The sequence below is a fragment of the Streptomyces sp. NPDC002838 genome, assembly GCF_040295365.1.
Taxonomy (GTDB): Bacteria; Actinomycetota; Actinomycetes; order Streptomycetales; family Streptomycetaceae; genus Streptomyces.
Window position 1 is genome coordinate 1 of sequence record NZ_JBEOVF010000004.1, and the last position, 16,316, is coordinate 16,316.

Consider the following 16,316-nt stretch of genomic DNA (forward strand, 5'->3'; position numbering starts at 1 on the left):
GTTCCAGATGAGCCGCACACCTCGCACGGCCCGAACGAGCAAGGCGCACGACCCCGAACTGGCCCACCGCCTCAGCAGACGAGGGATGCTCGGCGCCGGCCTTTTCCATCCCCGCACATCGCGCACTCGGGACCGGTCCCGAGACACTCGGAGCAGAGTGGGCGTACCAGCTACCGCAACGCACTCCGTCGAGAGCGGCCGACATTCCGAGGAGTACGTACGTGACGGCTTCGGAAACTCTCTCGCTGCCGGCGTCGATCAACTGCGTCCTGGCGCGTCGCGACCCCGCCAGGCTTGCCCTCGACCTCGTGTCAGCCCAAGCGGACATGCTCGAACTCGTCCAGGCTGTGGGGGACACCCGGACCTACCTCAACGGCAATCGGAACGCCCAGGCCCACCGTCAGGCGACGGCGACCGCTCGCCGTCTCCTGAGCATCAGCCGCCGCCTGTACACAGGCCGGTGCGCACGCATCCGAGGGCACGAGCGGCTCGGCAGATTCGTCAGTGCCCACGAGCGAGAGTTCCTCGATGACGGCGGTCTCGCCGTCGCCGGCAGAACCGTCGCCCAACTCGGCCGTGTCCTGTCGAAACACGGCCCCCGGCCCGCCTCCATCCGCGTGCGTGACAGCGGTACGTCGGGCACGGCAACCCGCCTGAGCGAGGTCGGCGACTCGCTGTACGCAGCCCTCTCCACGGTCGTTCTCGACCTGACCGCCGCCGACCTGTCCGGCCTGCCGCCCCACGAGGTGTCACTGCTCCACAACGTCCTGTGGGCATCCGGCACGACCTGGCCGCCCGCCGGAGCCGAGCGGATACGCGCCCGATCACGCGCCGAGGTCTGCCCCGGCGTCTTCCTGATTTAGGGCCCTTCTGATGGATCTCCGCAGCGTCGCGACGCCCGGCACGCACGCTCGCCGCACGGTGTGGAGGGCCATCAGAAGGGCCCTAGGGGTCCTCCCCCACTCTCGACTGCGTTCTCTGGTTCGGCCTCGCGGACCAGGCGGGGCGTCCGAAGTCGTCCGCCACGCCGCAGATGCCGTGGGCTCATCGCCGGTTGTCCGGCAGGCGCGCTTTCCGGCCCAGGTCAGCGCATCCTCGGCTTGGGCGGACAGGGCGGTGACGAGGTCGGCTGCGGAAGGCAGATCGGTGATGAGGTCGACGGCCTGACCCGCCCAGACCGGCAGGGGCGGAATCGCCGCTCGTGCCACGTCGTCCTGGTAGCCCTGACGGGCCTGGGAACCCAGGGCCCTAAGCCTCCCGGGTGCGCCATCGGTCGAGGTAGGGGTGGCGGCGATGAGAGTTCCAGGGTGAGGACGCCGTGCGGCCTGGTCCAGAAGGAGAGGGCCCGGTGTTGGGCCGCGGGCGGGGCGAGGTGGCTGACCGCCCAGCTCCCGGCGCCGGCGAAATCCGGCGCCGGGAGCACTTCCAGTCTGCGTACGGCGGCCGAGTTCGGCCAGGTGGTACTGGTCGCGTTGCCCTTTGGCGCAGGGGCGGGCGTGGCACGGGGGCTACGGACGGCCCTGGACGGCAAGGTGCTGATCGACTGTTCCGATCCGGTCGGGCCGGGCTTCCGGCTCCTGACGGATGGTGGCCCCTCGGCCGCGCAGCAGCTGGCCGCGTCGGCACCGGGAGCACACGTGGTCAAGGCATTCAATCTGCCCCAGGTTCCGTCTACTTGTCCCAGATCCTGCGGTAAGCCTCACGGTAGCCCTCGGAGTCCCAGGACAGCGCGCCGCCGCTGTTGGCCGCGGTGGTGATGTGGACGGGGGCGACGTATCCGCTGGCCGGCTTGCCGGCGAAGGCGCGGTTGAACTCGTCGATGATCTGCCAGCCCTGTTCGGACAGCGGCTCGGGCACGGTGGCGGCCTGGAACTCCTTGCTGTTGAGGCGTTGGAAGGCCGACGGGTCACCGTCACCCGCTCCGATGTTGAACGGGGCACCGCCACCGTCTCTGCCGGCGGCGCGCAGGGCGGGGGCCGCGTGGCCGAAGTACAGGTCGTTGATGGCAGCGGAGTGGGTCCACCTGTCGCCGAAGCGTGAGGCCAGGGAGGAGACCCTTTCGATGGTGAGGCTGTTCGCCTGTGGAATGGGGATGTTCTCGTAACTCAGCAGCTTGACGTCGGAGCAGGTGGAGAGTTCCTTCTTGATCAGGTCGGACTTGCGCTTGGCGAAGGGGATAGTGGCGTCGGTGAACAGGACGACGCCCGCGCGGCCGTTGGACCGCGCAATGATCCAGTCGGCGCTGATCTTCGCGACCTCCTCGACCCTTGTGGTGATGTTGCTGAACAGCTTCGGGGTTTCACTGGGGCCGGGAGCGGTTACGGCGTGCCAGCCGATCAGCGGGATCCCGGCGGTGTCCGCCTGCTCGACCTGTTCGGCGACGGAGGTGGGGTCGAAGCCGCCGACGACGATGCCGTCGGGCCCGAGGGCGAGGGCCTCGTCGAAGGCGGCCTTGATTCCGGCGGGCGTGCCCTGGCCGTTGATGGTGCGGACGCGCCAGCCGACGACGTCGGCGGCTTCCTGGACACCTGCGGCGACGCCCGCGACACCAGGGTTGGTCAGCGTCTGGGCGATGTAGACGATGGTCTTGTCGGGGACGGCCCGGGGTCCGCCGGTCGGTCCGGCCCAGGGGGAGTCGATGTCCTCGGCCGTCTTGACGGCCCGCTTGGCCTCGGCGAGGACGGCGGGGCAGCCGGGTCTGGACGAGCCGTCGGGGGTCGCGGTGGCGGATTCGGCGGTGGAATCGCTCTCGCAGCCTGCGACGACGGTGATGGTGGCCGCGGCCAGGAGGGCGGTGGCCGTCACGGCCGCCTTGCGGGTGGGGTGCACGAGGTCTCCAACACAGGGCAAGAGGGGCGGGGCTGGGTGGGGAGGAGGCGCTTACGGTCCGGCGCGGAACCCCAGTCGCGAGGATCGGGCCCGCGTCGGGAGGGCGTCGCGAGACCGGCGGGCGAGGATGCCCGACGCGGCGGCTCGGGTGGCTCGGGCGGTTGCCCGTTCTCGATGCCGAAGGTCGTGCTCACCAGTCGGTTCGTGTCACCTTCCGCGCCGGGCACCGTACATGGGCCGACGGTGTGCAGTGCGAACGAGCACCTCCACGGACGAACCTCGCGTTCGGAAAGTACTTCGCAAAGGTTTCGTAATCTATTTTTGATGACGCAGATCCTGTCATGTCACCGTAAACGCGGTACTCTCACCGACGGTTCCGGACACATGGCGCGATCCTTTCGCTCCTCTCAGCGATGAGGCCTGCGAAAGTGTCACACCCCGTGCGGGCCGATCGGCGGTCCGTTAACCACGACACCTCCGTCCCCGCTCAGCAACAGTCGAAGGAGGCCCGGGTGTCCGTGAACACTGAGAACCCGCCGCTCGCACCCGACCAGCCCGGCCATGCCGACCAAGCTCCGCGGCTGCGCCGGAAGGCGGCGACCGTTCTGGACCGGTGGCCCTTCGGACGCAAGCTCAACGTCCTGGTGGTCGCGCCCATCGCGGCCGTCGGCGTACTGCTCGGCATCGGCGCCTACGGTCAGGTGCGGCAGGCCCAGGACGCGGCCCGGATCGCGGACCTGGTGCGCGACAGTGAACAGGTCACGAAGCTCATCAACGACGTACAGGCCGAACACCGGCAGGCGCTCCTGCTCTCCGTGCAGTACGACGCGGCCCGCCCTGGAACCCGTCTGCCGCCGACCACCGACTACCGCCAGGCACAGCGGAAGACCGACGCGCAGGTCGCCGCCGTGCGCGCGGAGTTCGCCTCGGACCTGCCGCCCGAGGAGGTGCAGGCGCTTGCCTACATCCGTGGCCTCGGCGTCCTGCGCGAGAAGCTCGAACGGGGCTATGTCCCCGCCGCCAACATCGACCCCGCGTACGCCTCCGCGGTCGAGTACCTGATCGACGGCATCGGTCTGGACCGCCACTCCGAGACCTCGTCGGTCACCACACTCCTCGACACGGTGCTGCGCGCCGACGCCGCTCACGCGGCCTTCGAGAGCGCCGTGTTCTCCGCGCAGACCCGTGACGCCAACGCCCTCACCGAGTACAGCCGGGCGGTCGCCGCCCGCAGGCTCTACGACCACCAGTCGGACCGGTTCCAGCGGATCGCCACACCGGCCCAGGTCATGAGCATGAACGGCATCGAACGCGGTGCCGAGCGGCACGGCATCGCGGCCCGGTTCGCGGAGCTCCAGATCGATCCCGGCGCCCTGCAGACCCAGTCGCCGGACCAGCTCCGTAAGGTGATCGCCAGTGGAACCCAGCAGTCCGAATCCCGCCTCGGCATCACCCGGTCGCTGATCGAGCAGACCGCCGCCCGGGCCGACGCCCTGTCCGCGGACGCCTTGCGCAACGCGCTGTACCTGCTCGGTATGGCCCTGCTCGCCTTCGCCGCCTGGCTGTCCTTCTGTGTCCTGGTACGGCGTTCGGTCGTGCGCCCCTTGTCGGCCCTTACCGGCGCCGCCCAGCAGGTGGTCGAGGTGGCGGGTGAGGAACTCGCCCGGGTCGCCGACGACGAGTCCGACGCCGGCACCCCTCTGCGGCCGCGGCCGGTCCCGGTCCCGGTCCGCGACGAGATCGGCGAACTGGCCGAGGCGTTCAACCAGGTGCAGGTCACCGCCGCCCAGCTGCTGGAGCGGCAGGTACTGAGCCGCCGCAACGTCGCCGAGATGTTCGGCAACGTCGGCCGTAGGGTGAGCAACCTGACGACACGGCAGCTCACCCTGATCGACGCCGTCGAACGCGAGGAGACCGACCCCGAACTCCTCGAACGGCTGTACCGCATCGACCACATCGCCGTACGCCTCCAGCGCAACGCCGACAGCCTCATGCTGCTCGCCGGAATCCGGGACACCGGCGTCGAGGCCCGGCCGACCCCCCTGGCCAACGTCATCCGGGTGTCCCTCGGTCAGATCGAGGGCTACCAGCGGGTGTCCCTGCGGTCCGAGACGGAGGTCACCGTCGCACCCGACATCATCGGCGACCTGACGCTGATGCTCGCCGAACTGCTGGAGAACGCGGTCGCGTTCTCGCCCTCCCACACGACCGTCGAAGTGGTCGTCCGCCCCGGTACCGACGTCACCGAGGACGGCGGGGCGCTGATCGAGGTCATCGACCACGGCATCGGGATGAGCGCGGAGCGCCTCGCCGACGAGAACGCCCGGCTCGTCCGCCGGGAACGGCTCGACGTCGTACCGACCAAGGTGCTCGGTCTCTTCGTGGTCGGCAGCCTCGCCCGGCGCTGGGGCGTGCGCGTGACCCTGAGCCGTACGTCGGGCGGCGGGGTCACCGGCACCGTCTGGATCCCCGCCACGCTCCTGCTGACCATGAGCCCCGTGGACCCCCCGCAGCCCGCGGACACGGGACAGTTCGAGAACGTGACGGCGTTCCCGGCGAGGACCGGGCAGGAGACCGCCGCGCCCGCGCCGCCGCTCGTACCGGCATCCACCGCCGATGTCCCCCAGCAGCGGCCGGCGGCACCGCCGCCGCACGGCACGCTCCCCCGCCGCGTCCCGGCCCGCACCGGCGCCGAGCCGGCCACCGAGGAAGGGACCGCTGCGGAGACCGGCGAGGGGCGGACCACGGCCTCCGGCCGATCGCCCGCCGCACGGGCCTCCCGGCCGCTGCGGCGGAGGGTACGAGGTGCCACCCTCACCAGGACCACGTCACCGGCCGACCGAGGGGCGCCGGCTGTTCGGCCGCCCGTCGACGCCGAAGCCGTCCGCTCGGAACTCGACGAGTTCGAAGCAGCCGTACGCCGGGCGAAGCAGGACAGCGCTCACGCCCGGACGGAGCAGGCACCCTCGCACCACCAGGAATCCCAGAAGGAGTCGGGCAGTGACCACGTCGACAGCTGACAGCAGTTCCGAGCGGCCGGAACCGACCGATCTGCGAGCCGCCGCGGCCGATTTCGCCTGGCTGCTCGACCGGTTCGCCACGGACACCGCCGGTGTGGTCGACGCCATCGCGGTGTCGTCCGACGGCCTGCTGATCGCCGTCTCCCAACTGGGGGAGCCCGCCGACTCCGAGCGGCTCGCCGCGATCGTGTCCGGCCTGACGAGTCTCGCCGCGGGCGCCTCCGGCAACTACGGTCTCGGCGGCCTCGACAAGGTCATCATCGATCTGGAGGGCGGCCATGTGCTGCTGTCGGCCATCGGCTGCGGCGCCGTCCTCGGAGTGGTGACCTCCAGGGAGGCGAAGCTGGGCAACATCGCCTACGAGATGGCCCTCTTCGCCAACCGGGCCGGGGCCGCGCTCACCCCTCAGTTGGTTCTGGAGCTGAAGAACAGTGTCGGCGCGCCGCCGGCCGGCTGACCGTTCCGTGGTCGCGGCACGGGTACAGGCACTTGGGGAAGGGATCGTGATGGCCGTCGGTGGACCACCACATGAGGCAGCGGGGGACGCCGGGGGCTCGCCGGAGCCGGCCGGCCGCGCCCGTGGGGTCCGGCCGTTCCTGCTGACGGCCGGCCGGGTGTCGGGAGGCGGCGCCGCTCCGTCCATCCCGGTCGAAACCCAGGTCGTGTCGACCTCGGCCGGGCTCTCCGTCCTCCACTCGCTCACCTTCGAACACCACGACATCATCGCGACCTGCCGACGGCCGCAGTCGGTGGCGGAACTGGCCGCCGCACTGCGACTGCACCTCAACGTGGTCCGCGTGCTGGCCGAGGACCTGTGTGCCGCAGGGCATCTGTCGATCCACCGGCCGAACGCCAGGACCGCCCAGGATCTCTCCGTACTGCGAAGGGTTATCGATGGTCTCCGTGCCGTCCCCGACTCACCGGGCCGACTCCGTGACACCCGTTGAACAGCCTCCGACACCGGTCAAGCTGGTTGTCGCCGGCGGCTTCGGAGTGGGCAAGACCACGACCGTGGGCTCGATCTCCGAGATACGACCGCTCACCACGGAGGCCGCGATCACCGAGGTCGCGGCAGGAGTGGACGATCTCACCCACACTCCGGGCAAGACCACCACCACGGTCGCCATGGACTTCGGCTGCATCACCATCGACGCGACACTGAAGCTGTACCTGTTCGGTACCCCGGGCCAGGACCGGTTCGGCTTCATGTGGGACGACCTGGTGGAGGGCGCCCTAGGCGGTCTGGTGATCGTGGACACCCGCCGACTGGACGACTGCTACGCGGCGGTGGACTACTTCGAGCACAAGGGCATCCCCTTCGCAGTCGCGGTCAACGCCTTCGACGGGGAGGTCGAGCACGACCTCGGCGAGGTGCGGTGGGCACTGGACGTCGCCGAGCACGTACCGCTCGTCGTCTTCGACGCGCGGAAGACAGGCTCGGTCCGCGACGCGCTGCTGGTCGTCCTGGAAGTCGCTCTGTCCCGCGCCGAAGCCGCCGCGACGCCCTGAGGGTACAACCGGATGATCGCCGAAGCCGCCGAAGCCGCAGACCTCGTCGTCCTGGTCAAGGCAGCCGCGCCCCGGGGCATCCCGGTTCTCGCCGACCGCGCCTGCCCAGGCGCCGGTCCCTGGGTGACCACACCCGTCAGACGCCCGCCCAGCGGTGAGCTGTCGCTGACCCGGCACTCGGCCAATCGCGCGCTCTGGGCGGCTTGGGCACCCGTGGAGCGGCAACCCTGAAGGAGTTCACTGGCTGCTCCGTGGGCTGTAGGGCTGGAGGAGCTGGTCGACGGGTGCGTAGTCGTCGGTGAGCAGTTGGGCATCGCCGATCCAGGAGGTGAGGTCGTCGCCGGTGGCGATCTTCCAGCCGGTTTGCCGGGCGTCCAGCGCTTCCTGGGTCGCGCGTAGGTCGACCGGTCGGTTGGAGGCGACCACCACCAGATTGCCCCCCTGGGGGGTGGCGGTCGGGTCGAGGCCGATATCGGTGGGTTCGCCGACGAGGGCGACGTGCTCGAAGGTCTCGCTGAGGGTGGCTGCTTCGGCACGTGCGAAGGCCATACCACCGTGGTCGATGAGGTTGGCAACGTACAGTCCGCTCTCCTTGAGCACTCGCCGTACGTCAGTCATCGCCTCCACCGTGGTGAGGTGCCACGGCACGCTGACGCCCCCGAAGGCGTCGCCGACGACGAGGTCACGACTGCCTGTGTCCAGTCGCCGCAGGCCGAGCCTGCCGTCCTCGACGCGTACGTCGACACCGGCGTCTGATCTCAGACCGAGTTGGTCGCGGTCGATGCGCACGACCCCGCTGTCGATCTCGGACACCAGGCTGCGCGTCCCGGGCCGCGTGGCCGCGAGGTAACGGGGAAAGGTGAGCCCGCCGCCGCCCAAGTGGTGGGCAGCGAGTGGCTCGCCTTCGGGAAAGGCGGCATCGACCACCGACGCGATGGCGCGCACATACGTGAACTCCAGGAAGGTCGGGTCGTCGATGTCGACGTAGGAGTGCCGCACGCCGTCCAGAACGAGTGTGCGGCCGCTGTCCCGGTCGGGGTCCGCGACGACCCGTGCGCAGTGGTACCTGGTCTCCGTGTCGCAGCCACCGGGCGCGACCATGATGGCGAGGCCACCGGCAACGACCACGAGTGTCAGGGCAGGGGTGCCGCTCCACCCCCGCGTTCGCCACTCGACCAGCGCCGCGCCGACCACCAGCAGTGTTCCGAGGCCGATCAGGATGCCGCTGACCGGCAACCGCGACACGAGGACGAAGCCGGTGAGGACGGTGCCCACGATGGCGCCGACGGTGCCGACGCCGGACAGCCGGCCGACAACCGTTCCGGTCTCGGCGAGGCTGGTAAGACGCAGCTTGGTCACGATCGGCGTCACCGCGGAGAGCAGCGCGCCCGGCACGAGGATGGTCAGCGACGCGATGAACAAGAGCACCGGTGGTGCCCACTCACCAGTGGTGCGCAGCACGGCAGGGGTGAGCGCCACGACCGCTCCCGACACCCCGAGCGAGGGACCCAGGAGCCGGCGTGGATTGACCTGGTCGGCGATGCGCCCACCCATCCAGGAGCCGGCGGCGATCGCGGTGAGGGCGATACCGATCACCATGGTGCTGGTCTCGAGGGTGAGGCCGAGGTAGGGAGCCAGCAGCCGCAAGGCGACGATCTCGACCACCAGGACCGCGGCCGAGGACCCGAACACAAGCACGGCAGCGGCACGGGGACCCAGGCCGTAGTCGCGAGGCGTTCCCTCGTCGACAGGCGGGGAAGACGATCCGGTCACGGACGACATCCTTGCATGCGACTCATCGACCCAACCGCATGGCGAATCTCAGTGCTATGCCTGCTCCCCTCCGACTCGCTGCATGTCCGGTCTTTCGCCCAACAGCGAACCGGAGCAAGCAGCTTGCACGAAACACGCCAAGCCTCGATCCCCGCGGCGACGACAGGTCCACTCATGTGTTCGGAGTCGCGTACGAGCGCATGCGCATGGGGCAACGCGCACTCGACGCACTCGCCTCCTGCGCCGTTGCTGTACGTCGACGTGGTCCACATCAGGCGGCCGTCGTCCTTCTTCCTGGCCACCGTGCCCATGGCCGCACCGACAGTGAGCGGCATCTCGGGGCTCGGACCGCCGGGCCCGCCGTCATTGAGCAGCAACGGGCCGACGCGATGCGCCGGGTCGGTGGCGCGGAGGCGGGAGACGGCGACGGTGATGGTCCGCCCGCCCGGGTCGGTGTGGTCCAGCGGCACGGTGAGCTCGGCACACCGAGCGCCCGCCGCGTCGGGTTTCTGCCCCGTGGTGTCGTCAGCACCGAGGGTGCATTTGTGCCAGTCGATGTGCTGGGCGTAGTACCGCCCCAGCCCCACCGGCTCCTCCGTAGGGGCGGCGGGTAACGCCGCCGCCCCTACGGCCGGCACCGCAGCGCCGGCGACAGCCATCCGTATCCGTGTAGGAGTCCCCGTCCACCGCACGCCAGACCGCGGACGCTTCCACCTCACTGCGGCCATCCCTCCCGATCCGCCGACCATCGCGGTGGCGAAGGTGGCGCCCAGACACCACGGGGTGCGGGGATCGATCCGCGGCGGTTGTCGGAGTATGGATGAGGCAATACCGCGACTTCGAAGCGGCTGCCGAGGTGCTCATGCGTCCGGTGAATCGCGGCCGTTCCCGGCCTGCTCGCCTACTTGAGGTAGACGAGTCCGTCCGTCGTGACCGTCGGCCGGCCACTGGTGCCGGCGACCACGATTTTGACGGTGTGCTTGCCGCTGGACGCCCAGGTCTTGGTCCAGAGCGCGTCGCGGTACTTCGTCGTGGAGGACTTCAGGTCGACGGTCGTCACCTTCGTACCGTCCACGTAGATGTGAGCCTGGCCGGAGGTGGAGGCGCGGGAGACCACCCAGGCGGCCGAGCGACCGGTGAAGGTCCAGCTCAGCGAGGCGTTCTTGGTCTTGCTGGTGTACGACTTGCCGCCGAGGTAGCTGCTGGAGGACTTGGTCGTCCAGGTGCCGGACTTGGTGGCGGAGGTCTCCTGGAGGATGACCGGGGTGCCGGTGACCGAGGCGGGGGCGGTGTTGCCCGCGAGGTCGTACGCCGTCAGGGACCACTTCGTCGCGGTGCCGGACTTGGCGGTGTGGTTGGCGCTGGTGACGGTCGGACCGTAGGTCTTGGCCACCGGGGCGGTGAGCCGGACCTCCTTCAGCGCCCTGCCGTCCGTGGCCTTCCACTTCACGGCCAGCGGTACGGCGGTGGTGGTGACCGTGCCGGTGCGCAGGGCCAGGTTCGGCTTGGTGGTGAAGGTGGGGGCGGTGGTCTCGGCGACAACCGTCGCGGCCGCAGTGGTGGTGGTCTTCCCCGACTGGTGGACGGCCCGGACGGCCACCTTGTGGGTGCCCACGGCCAGAGTCGCCTTGGCGGAGCCGGCGGTTCCCGTGGCGGTGGCGGCGACCTTGCCGTCGACCAGCACCTCGTACTTCGCGATCAGCGCGGCGGGCGTCGTGGCCGACCAGTTCACCGTGACGCCGGCCTTGGTGTAGTACGTCGAACCCGAAACGCCCGTGCCGGTCACCGACTTGAGGGTGAGCCCGGCGACCGGACCTGCCGCCCAGCCGCGGATCGTGCCGAGCCCGTCGTAGAAGGCGTCGCCAGGGCACTGGGTGTTGTAGCCGTCGCGGTGGCCGTGGATGGTCGGGAAGCTCAACCGCGCACCCTTGCTCCAGGACTTGCGGAAGTAGTTGGTGCCGTCCGCGCCCGCGGTGAGGGTGGTGGTGCCGGCCGGGTCGACCCCGTACTGGCCGAGCTTCCAGGCGGCGATCCGGGCGACCGACGTCATCGCCTCCCGCGAGGGGGCGACCGTCGTGTAGGTCCCGAGGACTGAAATGCCGGTGGTCTCGGAGTTGAAGCCGTACGCGTGCGCTCCCATCACCGGCAGGTCGACGCCACCCTTGCGGCCCTCATAGATCGTGCCGCACTTGTCGACGAGGAAGTTGTAGCCGATGTCTTTCCACTTGAGCTGTTGCACGTGGTAGGCGTAGATGCCGCGTACGACGGCCGGGGCCTGGGCGCAGGTGTAGTCGTTGGACTCGGCGGTGTGGTGGACGACCACCGCCTTGATCTTCCCGCCGGGGAGATAGCCGGGCTCCTCCGGACTGATCGACTCGTCCGCACCCCAGCCCGCCCGTGAGGTGATCGGCGGCTTGGGCGCGGTGGACGGGGGAGCGGTCGGCACGTTCACCGACGGGGAGGGCGAAGCCGATGGCGAGGCCGAATCCGAGGCGGACTCGGGCGGAGTCGCACTCGGCGTCACCGACTCCGACTCCGACTCCGACGGCGACTCGGACACGGACGGCTCGGAAGGCACCGGCTCGGACACGGACGGCTCCGCCGAGCCCGTCACCGACTCCTCCGGGGCCGGTGAATCCGTGGCGGCGGACGGGCTCTCGCTCTCCTCGACCGCGTACGCCGCGGGCTCCAGCGCCGAAGCCTCGCCGCCGCCCGGGTCGATCATGTCCAGCCGCAGTCCCTTCGGCAGCCGCGCCGAGGACTTCCCGTCCACCCGGACCTCGACCCCGTCGGACGGTCCCACCCACGCCGGTTCGGTGCCTCCGCGTGCCGCCCCGCTCTCGCCCTGCCCGCTGTCCCCGTCCAGGCCCAGCCAGTCCGACCACTTTCCGGACTCCGCGTCCCGGGTACGGACCTCGACCGCCCCGGTCACCCTGGCGGACGGATCCGCCCAGGTGACGCCGAGCATGCTGAACGGCTCGGTGTCCCGCTTGCCGAGTTGCGCGGAAGTGCCGTTTCCGGCCACCTCCAGCGCGGCCGTACGCGCCTCGCTCCTGACCGGCCCGGGCTTCCCGTCGCCATCCTTCGCGCTTTCCGCGGGGCCGCCGGTCACTCCCTGGACCACCAGCACCCCGGAAACCCCCGCAGCCACGACCGCGGCCGCACCCCACCAACGACGAACTCTCATACCGGTCCGCAATTCCCTTCCCATGAACCCGAAAAGCACAAATACCGTGAACGAGGACTACCTGTCCCGCTCCTCGTCCGTCATCTCCGAAAGCGTCCTCGGAACCTGCTCGATGACCCACTCCTGACCTCCGTCGGCCAGTCCGTGGGACGTAAAGGTGTCGAAAGGGTCGATGTGGCTGATGACGCCGTGCGCCGCTTGAGGGGCACTGCTCATTTCCACCACGCAGTCGGACGCCCCGAGTTGCTGATCCGCTCAGCCTCTTCGGGCATTTCGTACGCCCCCGAGGGCCTCTTCGCCTCCGTCCTCTTCGTCGTCCTCGAAGATATCCGAGAACGGACTGCCCCAGCCCGATGACTCAAAGGTCGCGTCCGACCTCCGTATGTTCGTCAGGGCGGACACGAGCTCGTTCAGCGCTGCGGGAATACTCATGATGCGGGCCGTTCCTCCCTGTCTTCTGCGGGGGCGATAACCGGGAGACTGACCGTATGCCGAAGAAGCGATCGCCCGGGACGGGTAAGACGGGCTTTGCCGAGGTGATTGCCTCAATGCAGCCCGTCGAGACCGGTGAGGGCAACCTCGTGCCCTCGCCGGCGACCGCGGGGGAGTTTGTCGATGAGCAGGGATGCCTCTGGACGAAGAGCCGTGGGCCTCTCGATCCCCGGTCGGCCAAACGACTTGTACGGACGGCAGACGACATGATCATCGGTGAAGGGGCGGGAGACGTACTGCGCTCGGTGCCACACGATGACCGTCAGGCGGCTTGGGCGAATATCGAAGACCGGCTCGACTCCTCGGAGCTGCACACATATCAGGCGTACGAGTTCGCTTCGGCGAACGGGCGTACGTTGGTGTATTTCGAGGAGTTCTGCTGAGCCCTGGGACAAGCTTCGCCCGCTTTCCCTGGCCTTTGCGATGGCGGCGGCCTTGCTCTTGAAGCGTGTGGGATGCCACCAGTTCACTACATTCCGCTTCTTCGGAATGTACCGAGCGCAGTTGTGGACCGGCGCGGCCTGTCCGTCGGCCACCACGTAGTAGGAACCCCCTGGTTGTGCAGGATCACGCCGAACCGGTTGGACGCGTTGATCATGGCGACCAGGGAGGCCAGCGCGGCGATCTGGTCGTCCTCGTAGTGCTTGCGCACCTGGGCCCAGGTCTCGTCGGAGACGCCTTCGTGGGCATCGGCGAGCCGGGTGCCCTCCTCGGCGAGCGCCAGCGCGGCCCGCTCGGCCTCGGTGAACACAGTGGCATGGCGCCAGGCGGCGACCAGATTGAGCCGGGGTGAGGTTTCCCCGGCCGCCGCGGCCTCCTTGGTGTGGACGTCGACGCAGAAACCGCAGCCGTTGATCTGGCTCGTCGCGGCGCTAGGGCGAGTATCGAGTCGTGATCAATCGCGAGTGCAACTGACAGATGCGGAGCGGAGGTTGGTGCTTGGCCGGCCGTCCACAACCGCTTCCGGCAGCGACATCGCAGTGCATGTAGTCTCGGCCCCGTTCGTCGCCATGGCCGCCGCTACCGCGGCGCTTGGGACCGCGCTTGGTTCCCTCGCGGTTCAGCTGCGCGCAGACGGCTACGAGCAGTACGTCGAATCCGTAGCCACCTTCAGCGTCCTGATGTACGTCACCGCAGCTCTGGTTGTGGTGACATGGGTCCGAGACGGTCGGCCGCACTCGAACTGAGTTCTTCGCGGACAAGCGCCAAGCTGATGCCCTGGCGCCCGCACGGCTCTTCGTGGCCCTGTAGCGCGTGTCGATCCGTAATCACTGAGTAGTTCGGGGGACCTCAGGTTCGGCTGCACAATCTCACCTGCCCCGTCACCCGTCTGCGGCCCTACCTCCTGTGCCCTGCAGTGCAGTTGTCACAGAATGCCCCCATGAGGCACACGCCTCACGCACCCATGACCGCCCGGCCTCCCCCTACGCTCCTCCCGCATGCTGCGCGCAGGACCCGGCCATCTGGCACGGGGAACCCGCGCGGCCAGAGTCCATGGGGGATCTCTCGCGATGAGAAGAGCATTACTGCGCCTTGCCACCGTCCTCGCCCTCGGCCTTGGCCTGCTGGCCGTCCCATTCGGCCCTGGTGCCCCGGAAGAAGCCCAGGCCGCGACGAGCGGCGGGAGGATCTACAACAAGGACGGCGACATCGTCGCGCTGGCGTCCTTCAACTCCGGGCTGCACTACTTCCACCACCACGAGAACTCCAGCCCTGACACACCCAACTTCTTCCAGGTGATGGACAAGTGCGACGACGGAGAGGGCCCTGTCGTCAGCTGGACGATCGAGGGCCGGGCCGTCGACGGGTGGAGTCAGGACGACTGCACGGGCGGCTTCCTCCCCTTCAAGCTGTACGTGGTCAAGACCGGCTACGAAGAGCAGGACATGGCTGCCATGCAGTGGCACCTCGCCGTCAAGAACGCCGACGGCGAGCAGCTGGGGAGCACCGAGGTGCAGCGCGACTGGGCCGGCTCCTACTCCAGCGACGGCAGCGACCTGTACTCGCACTCCAGCCTCTACCGAGAGGAGTACGCGGGAGGCGGGGACACTCTGACCGTGACGATCGTCCCGTCGGACAAGGCGACTGGCGTCTTCCCGGTCGAGATCGTCGACGCCTACACCCAACAGATCTGGGACCACGTAACGGAGCGCACTCCCCTGCCGCAAACCCTCACCGCCGACCAGGTGGAGTCGCTCTACAAGCAGCTGTGGTGCCACGTGAAATTCAACTTCGAGGGCATCAAGGGCGGCCACACCTGGGACCTGGAGGCGGAGCGTCCGAACATCGACTCGGACCTGGTGACCGAGGACATCGCCTTCCATGGCTGCAACTGGGGCACGACTGAGGACCAAGGCTGGTTCAACCGCCCGCCCACCGACGGCGGCGACCCCGAGGACTTCGCCCCCGTGGTCGACGCCGGCCCCGACGTGAGTGTCGACGAGGGCTCCGCGGTCACCCTCAAGGGCACGGCCGCCGACGACGGCGGCACCCCCGCCACGGAGTGGACGTACACCCCGGGTGACGGCGTCGACGAGGGCGCGACCTGCACCTTCGCCGACGCGACCGCCCCCCGCACCACCATCACCTGCACCGACGACGGTACGTACAAGGTCAAGCTGACCGCCGACGACGGCGTCAACAGCCCCGTGAGCGACAGCGCCACCGTCACCGTCCGCAACGTCGCCCCGACCCTGGACGTGACCGCGCCGAAGGACTGGGACGTCCACCGCGTCGAGACCGACGTCCCCGTATCGGCCTCCTTCACCGACCCCGGCAGCAACGACACCCACACCTGCAAGGTCACCTGGGACGACGGCAGCACCTCCGCCTTCCCGGCGAAGGACGACAGCTGCGACACCAGCCACGTCTACGACCACGCCGGCATGGACACCATCGCCGTCGAGGTCGTCGACGACGACGGCGGCAAGGACTCCGCCGAGCGCATGGTCGTCGTCTACGACCCGCGCGCCGGCCTCGCCTCCGGCGCCGGAACCCTGGACGACGGACTGGGCTTCACCGCCCTGGCCAAATACCCCTCGGCGGACTCCACCGTGCCCGCCGGGGCGGTCTCACTCTCCGTCCCCACCGAAACCGGTCGGCGCACGATCGTCTCCACCGACCTCGACTGGCTGGTGATCACCCCGGACGCCAAGGCCGCCCTCAAGGGCCGCTCTGCGACCCACGGCTTCCTCGGCTACCTGGAGTCGGGCCGCTTCCGCGGCGTGACCTGGCCGCTCTCCCAGGGTGACACCCCACCCGCCGCCCCCTCCTACGACAGCACCCCGGGCGCAAGCTGGGACCTGGACGAGGCGCAGCCGAAACCCCTCCGTACCGGCCTCACCGTGATCGACACAGGCTGGATCCCGGGCCTGCCACAGCTCCCGGCCCCGCTCGGCGACACGGTGGCCAACCTCCTCGACACCCTGCCCGCCCTCCGCCTGGACCTGCACGGGGACACGGCGGCCTGACCCGCTCACCGGCGGCTGGCCGGGAGGTCGTGATCG

General features: G+C 69.5%; 12 protein-coding genes and 4 pseudogenes. 10 read left to right on the forward strand and 6 right to left on the reverse strand.

The features are described 5' to 3' along the window. Positions 1 to 221: 221 nt before the first annotated feature. Entirely contained in the window at positions 222 to 863 is a 642-nt protein-coding gene (locus ABT063_RS07000; RefSeq protein ID WP_351056158.1) for a hypothetical protein, read from the forward strand. 431 nt (positions 864 to 1,294) lie between these two features. On the opposite strand, the pseudogene ABT063_RS07005 reads toward ABT063_RS07000, so the two are convergent. Continuing rightward, positions 1,295 to 1,387: pseudogene (locus tag ABT063_RS07005) on the reverse strand (TetR/AcrR family transcriptional regulator); the annotation flags it as partial. Here ABT063_RS07005 and ABT063_RS07010 point away from each other — a divergent pair. Further along, positions 1,377 to 1,658 (forward strand): annotated as a pseudogene (locus ABT063_RS07010) (NAD(P)-binding domain-containing protein); the annotation flags it as partial. The pseudogenes ABT063_RS07005 and ABT063_RS07010 overlap by 11 nt on opposite strands. Positions 1,659 to 1,671: 13 nt before the next feature. On the opposite strand, the gene ABT063_RS07015 reads toward ABT063_RS07010, so the two are convergent. Further along, on the reverse strand, positions 1,672 to 2,829 hold the full coding sequence (locus tag ABT063_RS07015; RefSeq protein WP_351056159.1) for a substrate-binding domain-containing protein: 1,158 nt from the start codon (positions 2,827 to 2,829) through the stop codon (positions 1,672 to 1,674). Positions 2,830 to 3,341: 512 nt separating this feature from the next. Here ABT063_RS07015 and ABT063_RS07020 point away from each other — a divergent pair. From ABT063_RS07020 to ABT063_RS07040, 5 genes and pseudogenes are all read left to right on the forward strand, one after another. Beyond that, on the forward strand, positions 3,342 to 5,849 hold the full coding sequence (locus ABT063_RS07020; protein ID WP_351056160.1) for a sensor histidine kinase: 2,508 nt from the start codon (positions 3,342 to 3,344) through the stop codon (positions 5,847 to 5,849). Continuing rightward, a complete protein-coding gene (locus tag ABT063_RS07025) occupies positions 5,830 to 6,306 on the forward strand; it encodes a roadblock/LC7 domain-containing protein (protein WP_351056161.1) in 477 nt (158 codons plus the stop codon). Before ABT063_RS07020 ends, ABT063_RS07025 begins: the two co-directional genes overlap by 20 nt. A 49-nt stretch (positions 6,307 to 6,355) precedes the next feature. Continuing rightward, positions 6,356 to 6,796, forward strand: coding sequence for a DUF742 domain-containing protein (locus ABT063_RS07030; RefSeq protein WP_351056162.1), 441 nt, complete (start codon positions 6,356 to 6,358; stop codon positions 6,794 to 6,796). Continuing rightward, positions 6,744 to 7,358, forward strand: a complete 615-nt coding sequence (locus ABT063_RS07035) for a GTP-binding protein (RefSeq protein ID WP_351056163.1) — start codon at positions 6,744 to 6,746, stop codon at positions 7,356 to 7,358. The genes ABT063_RS07030 and ABT063_RS07035 overlap by 53 nt, the downstream gene beginning before the upstream one ends. A 72-nt stretch (positions 7,359 to 7,430) precedes the next feature. Beyond that, a pseudogene (locus tag ABT063_RS07040) lies at positions 7,431 to 7,580 on the forward strand (IS5/IS1182 family transposase); the annotation flags it as partial. A 15-nt stretch (positions 7,581 to 7,595) separates the two neighbouring features. Here the strand turns inward: ABT063_RS07040 and ABT063_RS07045 are convergent. The 3 genes from ABT063_RS07045 to ABT063_RS07060 all read right to left on the reverse strand — a co-directional run bounded on the left by ABT063_RS07045 (position 7,596) and on the right by ABT063_RS07060 (position 12,318). Next, a complete protein-coding gene (locus ABT063_RS07045; protein WP_351056164.1) occupies positions 7,596 to 9,131 on the reverse strand; it encodes a fused MFS/spermidine synthase in 1,536 nt (511 codons plus the stop codon). After that, positions 9,128 to 9,718 carry a DUF397 domain-containing protein gene (locus tag ABT063_RS52165; RefSeq protein ID WP_502990766.1) on the reverse strand — a complete coding sequence of 197 codons (591 nt, stop codon included), beginning with the start codon at positions 9,716 to 9,718 and terminating at the stop codon, positions 9,128 to 9,130. Before ABT063_RS52165 ends, ABT063_RS07045 begins: the two co-directional genes overlap by 4 nt. A 314-nt stretch (positions 9,719 to 10,032) precedes the next feature. After that, on the reverse strand, positions 10,033 to 12,318 hold the full coding sequence (locus ABT063_RS07060; RefSeq protein WP_351056165.1) for an N-acetylmuramoyl-L-alanine amidase: 2,286 nt from the start codon (positions 12,316 to 12,318) through the stop codon (positions 10,033 to 10,035). Positions 12,319 to 12,806: 488 nt separating this feature from the next. Here ABT063_RS07060 and ABT063_RS07065 point away from each other — a divergent pair, with 488 nt between their 5' ends. Further along, the gene (locus ABT063_RS07065; protein ID WP_351056166.1) at positions 12,807 to 13,193 is read left to right on the forward strand and encodes a hypothetical protein; all 387 of its coding nucleotides are present in this window, start codon (positions 12,807 to 12,809) and stop codon (positions 13,191 to 13,193) included. An 86-nt stretch (positions 13,194 to 13,279) separates the two neighbouring features. Here the strand turns inward: ABT063_RS07065 and ABT063_RS07070 are convergent. Continuing rightward, positions 13,280 to 13,684: pseudogene (locus ABT063_RS07070) on the reverse strand (carboxymuconolactone decarboxylase family protein); the annotation flags it as partial. A 136-nt stretch (positions 13,685 to 13,820) separates the two neighbouring features. Here ABT063_RS07070 and ABT063_RS07075 point away from each other — a divergent pair. Together ABT063_RS07075 and ABT063_RS07080 are read left to right on the forward strand one after the other, a co-directional pair. Continuing rightward, positions 13,821 to 13,997: an SCO3870 family protein gene (locus ABT063_RS07075; protein ID WP_351056453.1), complete on the forward strand. Its 177-nt coding sequence runs from the start codon at positions 13,821 to 13,823 to the stop codon at positions 13,995 to 13,997. A gap of 324 nt (positions 13,998 to 14,321) precedes the next feature. Continuing rightward, positions 14,322 to 16,280, forward strand: coding sequence for a DUF2599 domain-containing protein (locus ABT063_RS07080; protein WP_351056167.1), 1,959 nt, complete (start codon positions 14,322 to 14,324; stop codon positions 16,278 to 16,280). The last annotated feature ends 36 nt before the right edge of the window (positions 16,281 to 16,316 follow it).

Coding starts and splice junctions, on each gene's coding strand:
- ABT063_RS07030 (WP_351056162.1), top strand. CDS start 6,356: ATGGCCGTCGGTGGACCACCACATGAGGCAGCGGGGGACGCCGGGGGC.
- ABT063_RS07035 (WP_351056163.1), top strand. CDS start 6,744: ATGGTCTCCGTGCCGTCCCCGACTCACCGGGCCGACTCCGTGACACCC.
- ABT063_RS07060 (WP_351056165.1), bottom strand. CDS start 12,318: ATGAGAGTTCGTCGTTGGTGGGGTGCGGCCGCGGTCGTGGCTGCGGGG.
- ABT063_RS07065 (WP_351056166.1), top strand. CDS start 12,807: ATGCCGAAGAAGCGATCGCCCGGGACGGGTAAGACGGGCTTTGCCGAG.
- ABT063_RS07075 (WP_351056453.1), top strand. CDS start 13,821: ATGGCCGCCGCTACCGCGGCGCTTGGGACCGCGCTTGGTTCCCTCGCG.
- ABT063_RS07080 (WP_351056167.1), top strand. CDS start 14,322: ATGAGAAGAGCATTACTGCGCCTTGCCACCGTCCTCGCCCTCGGCCTT.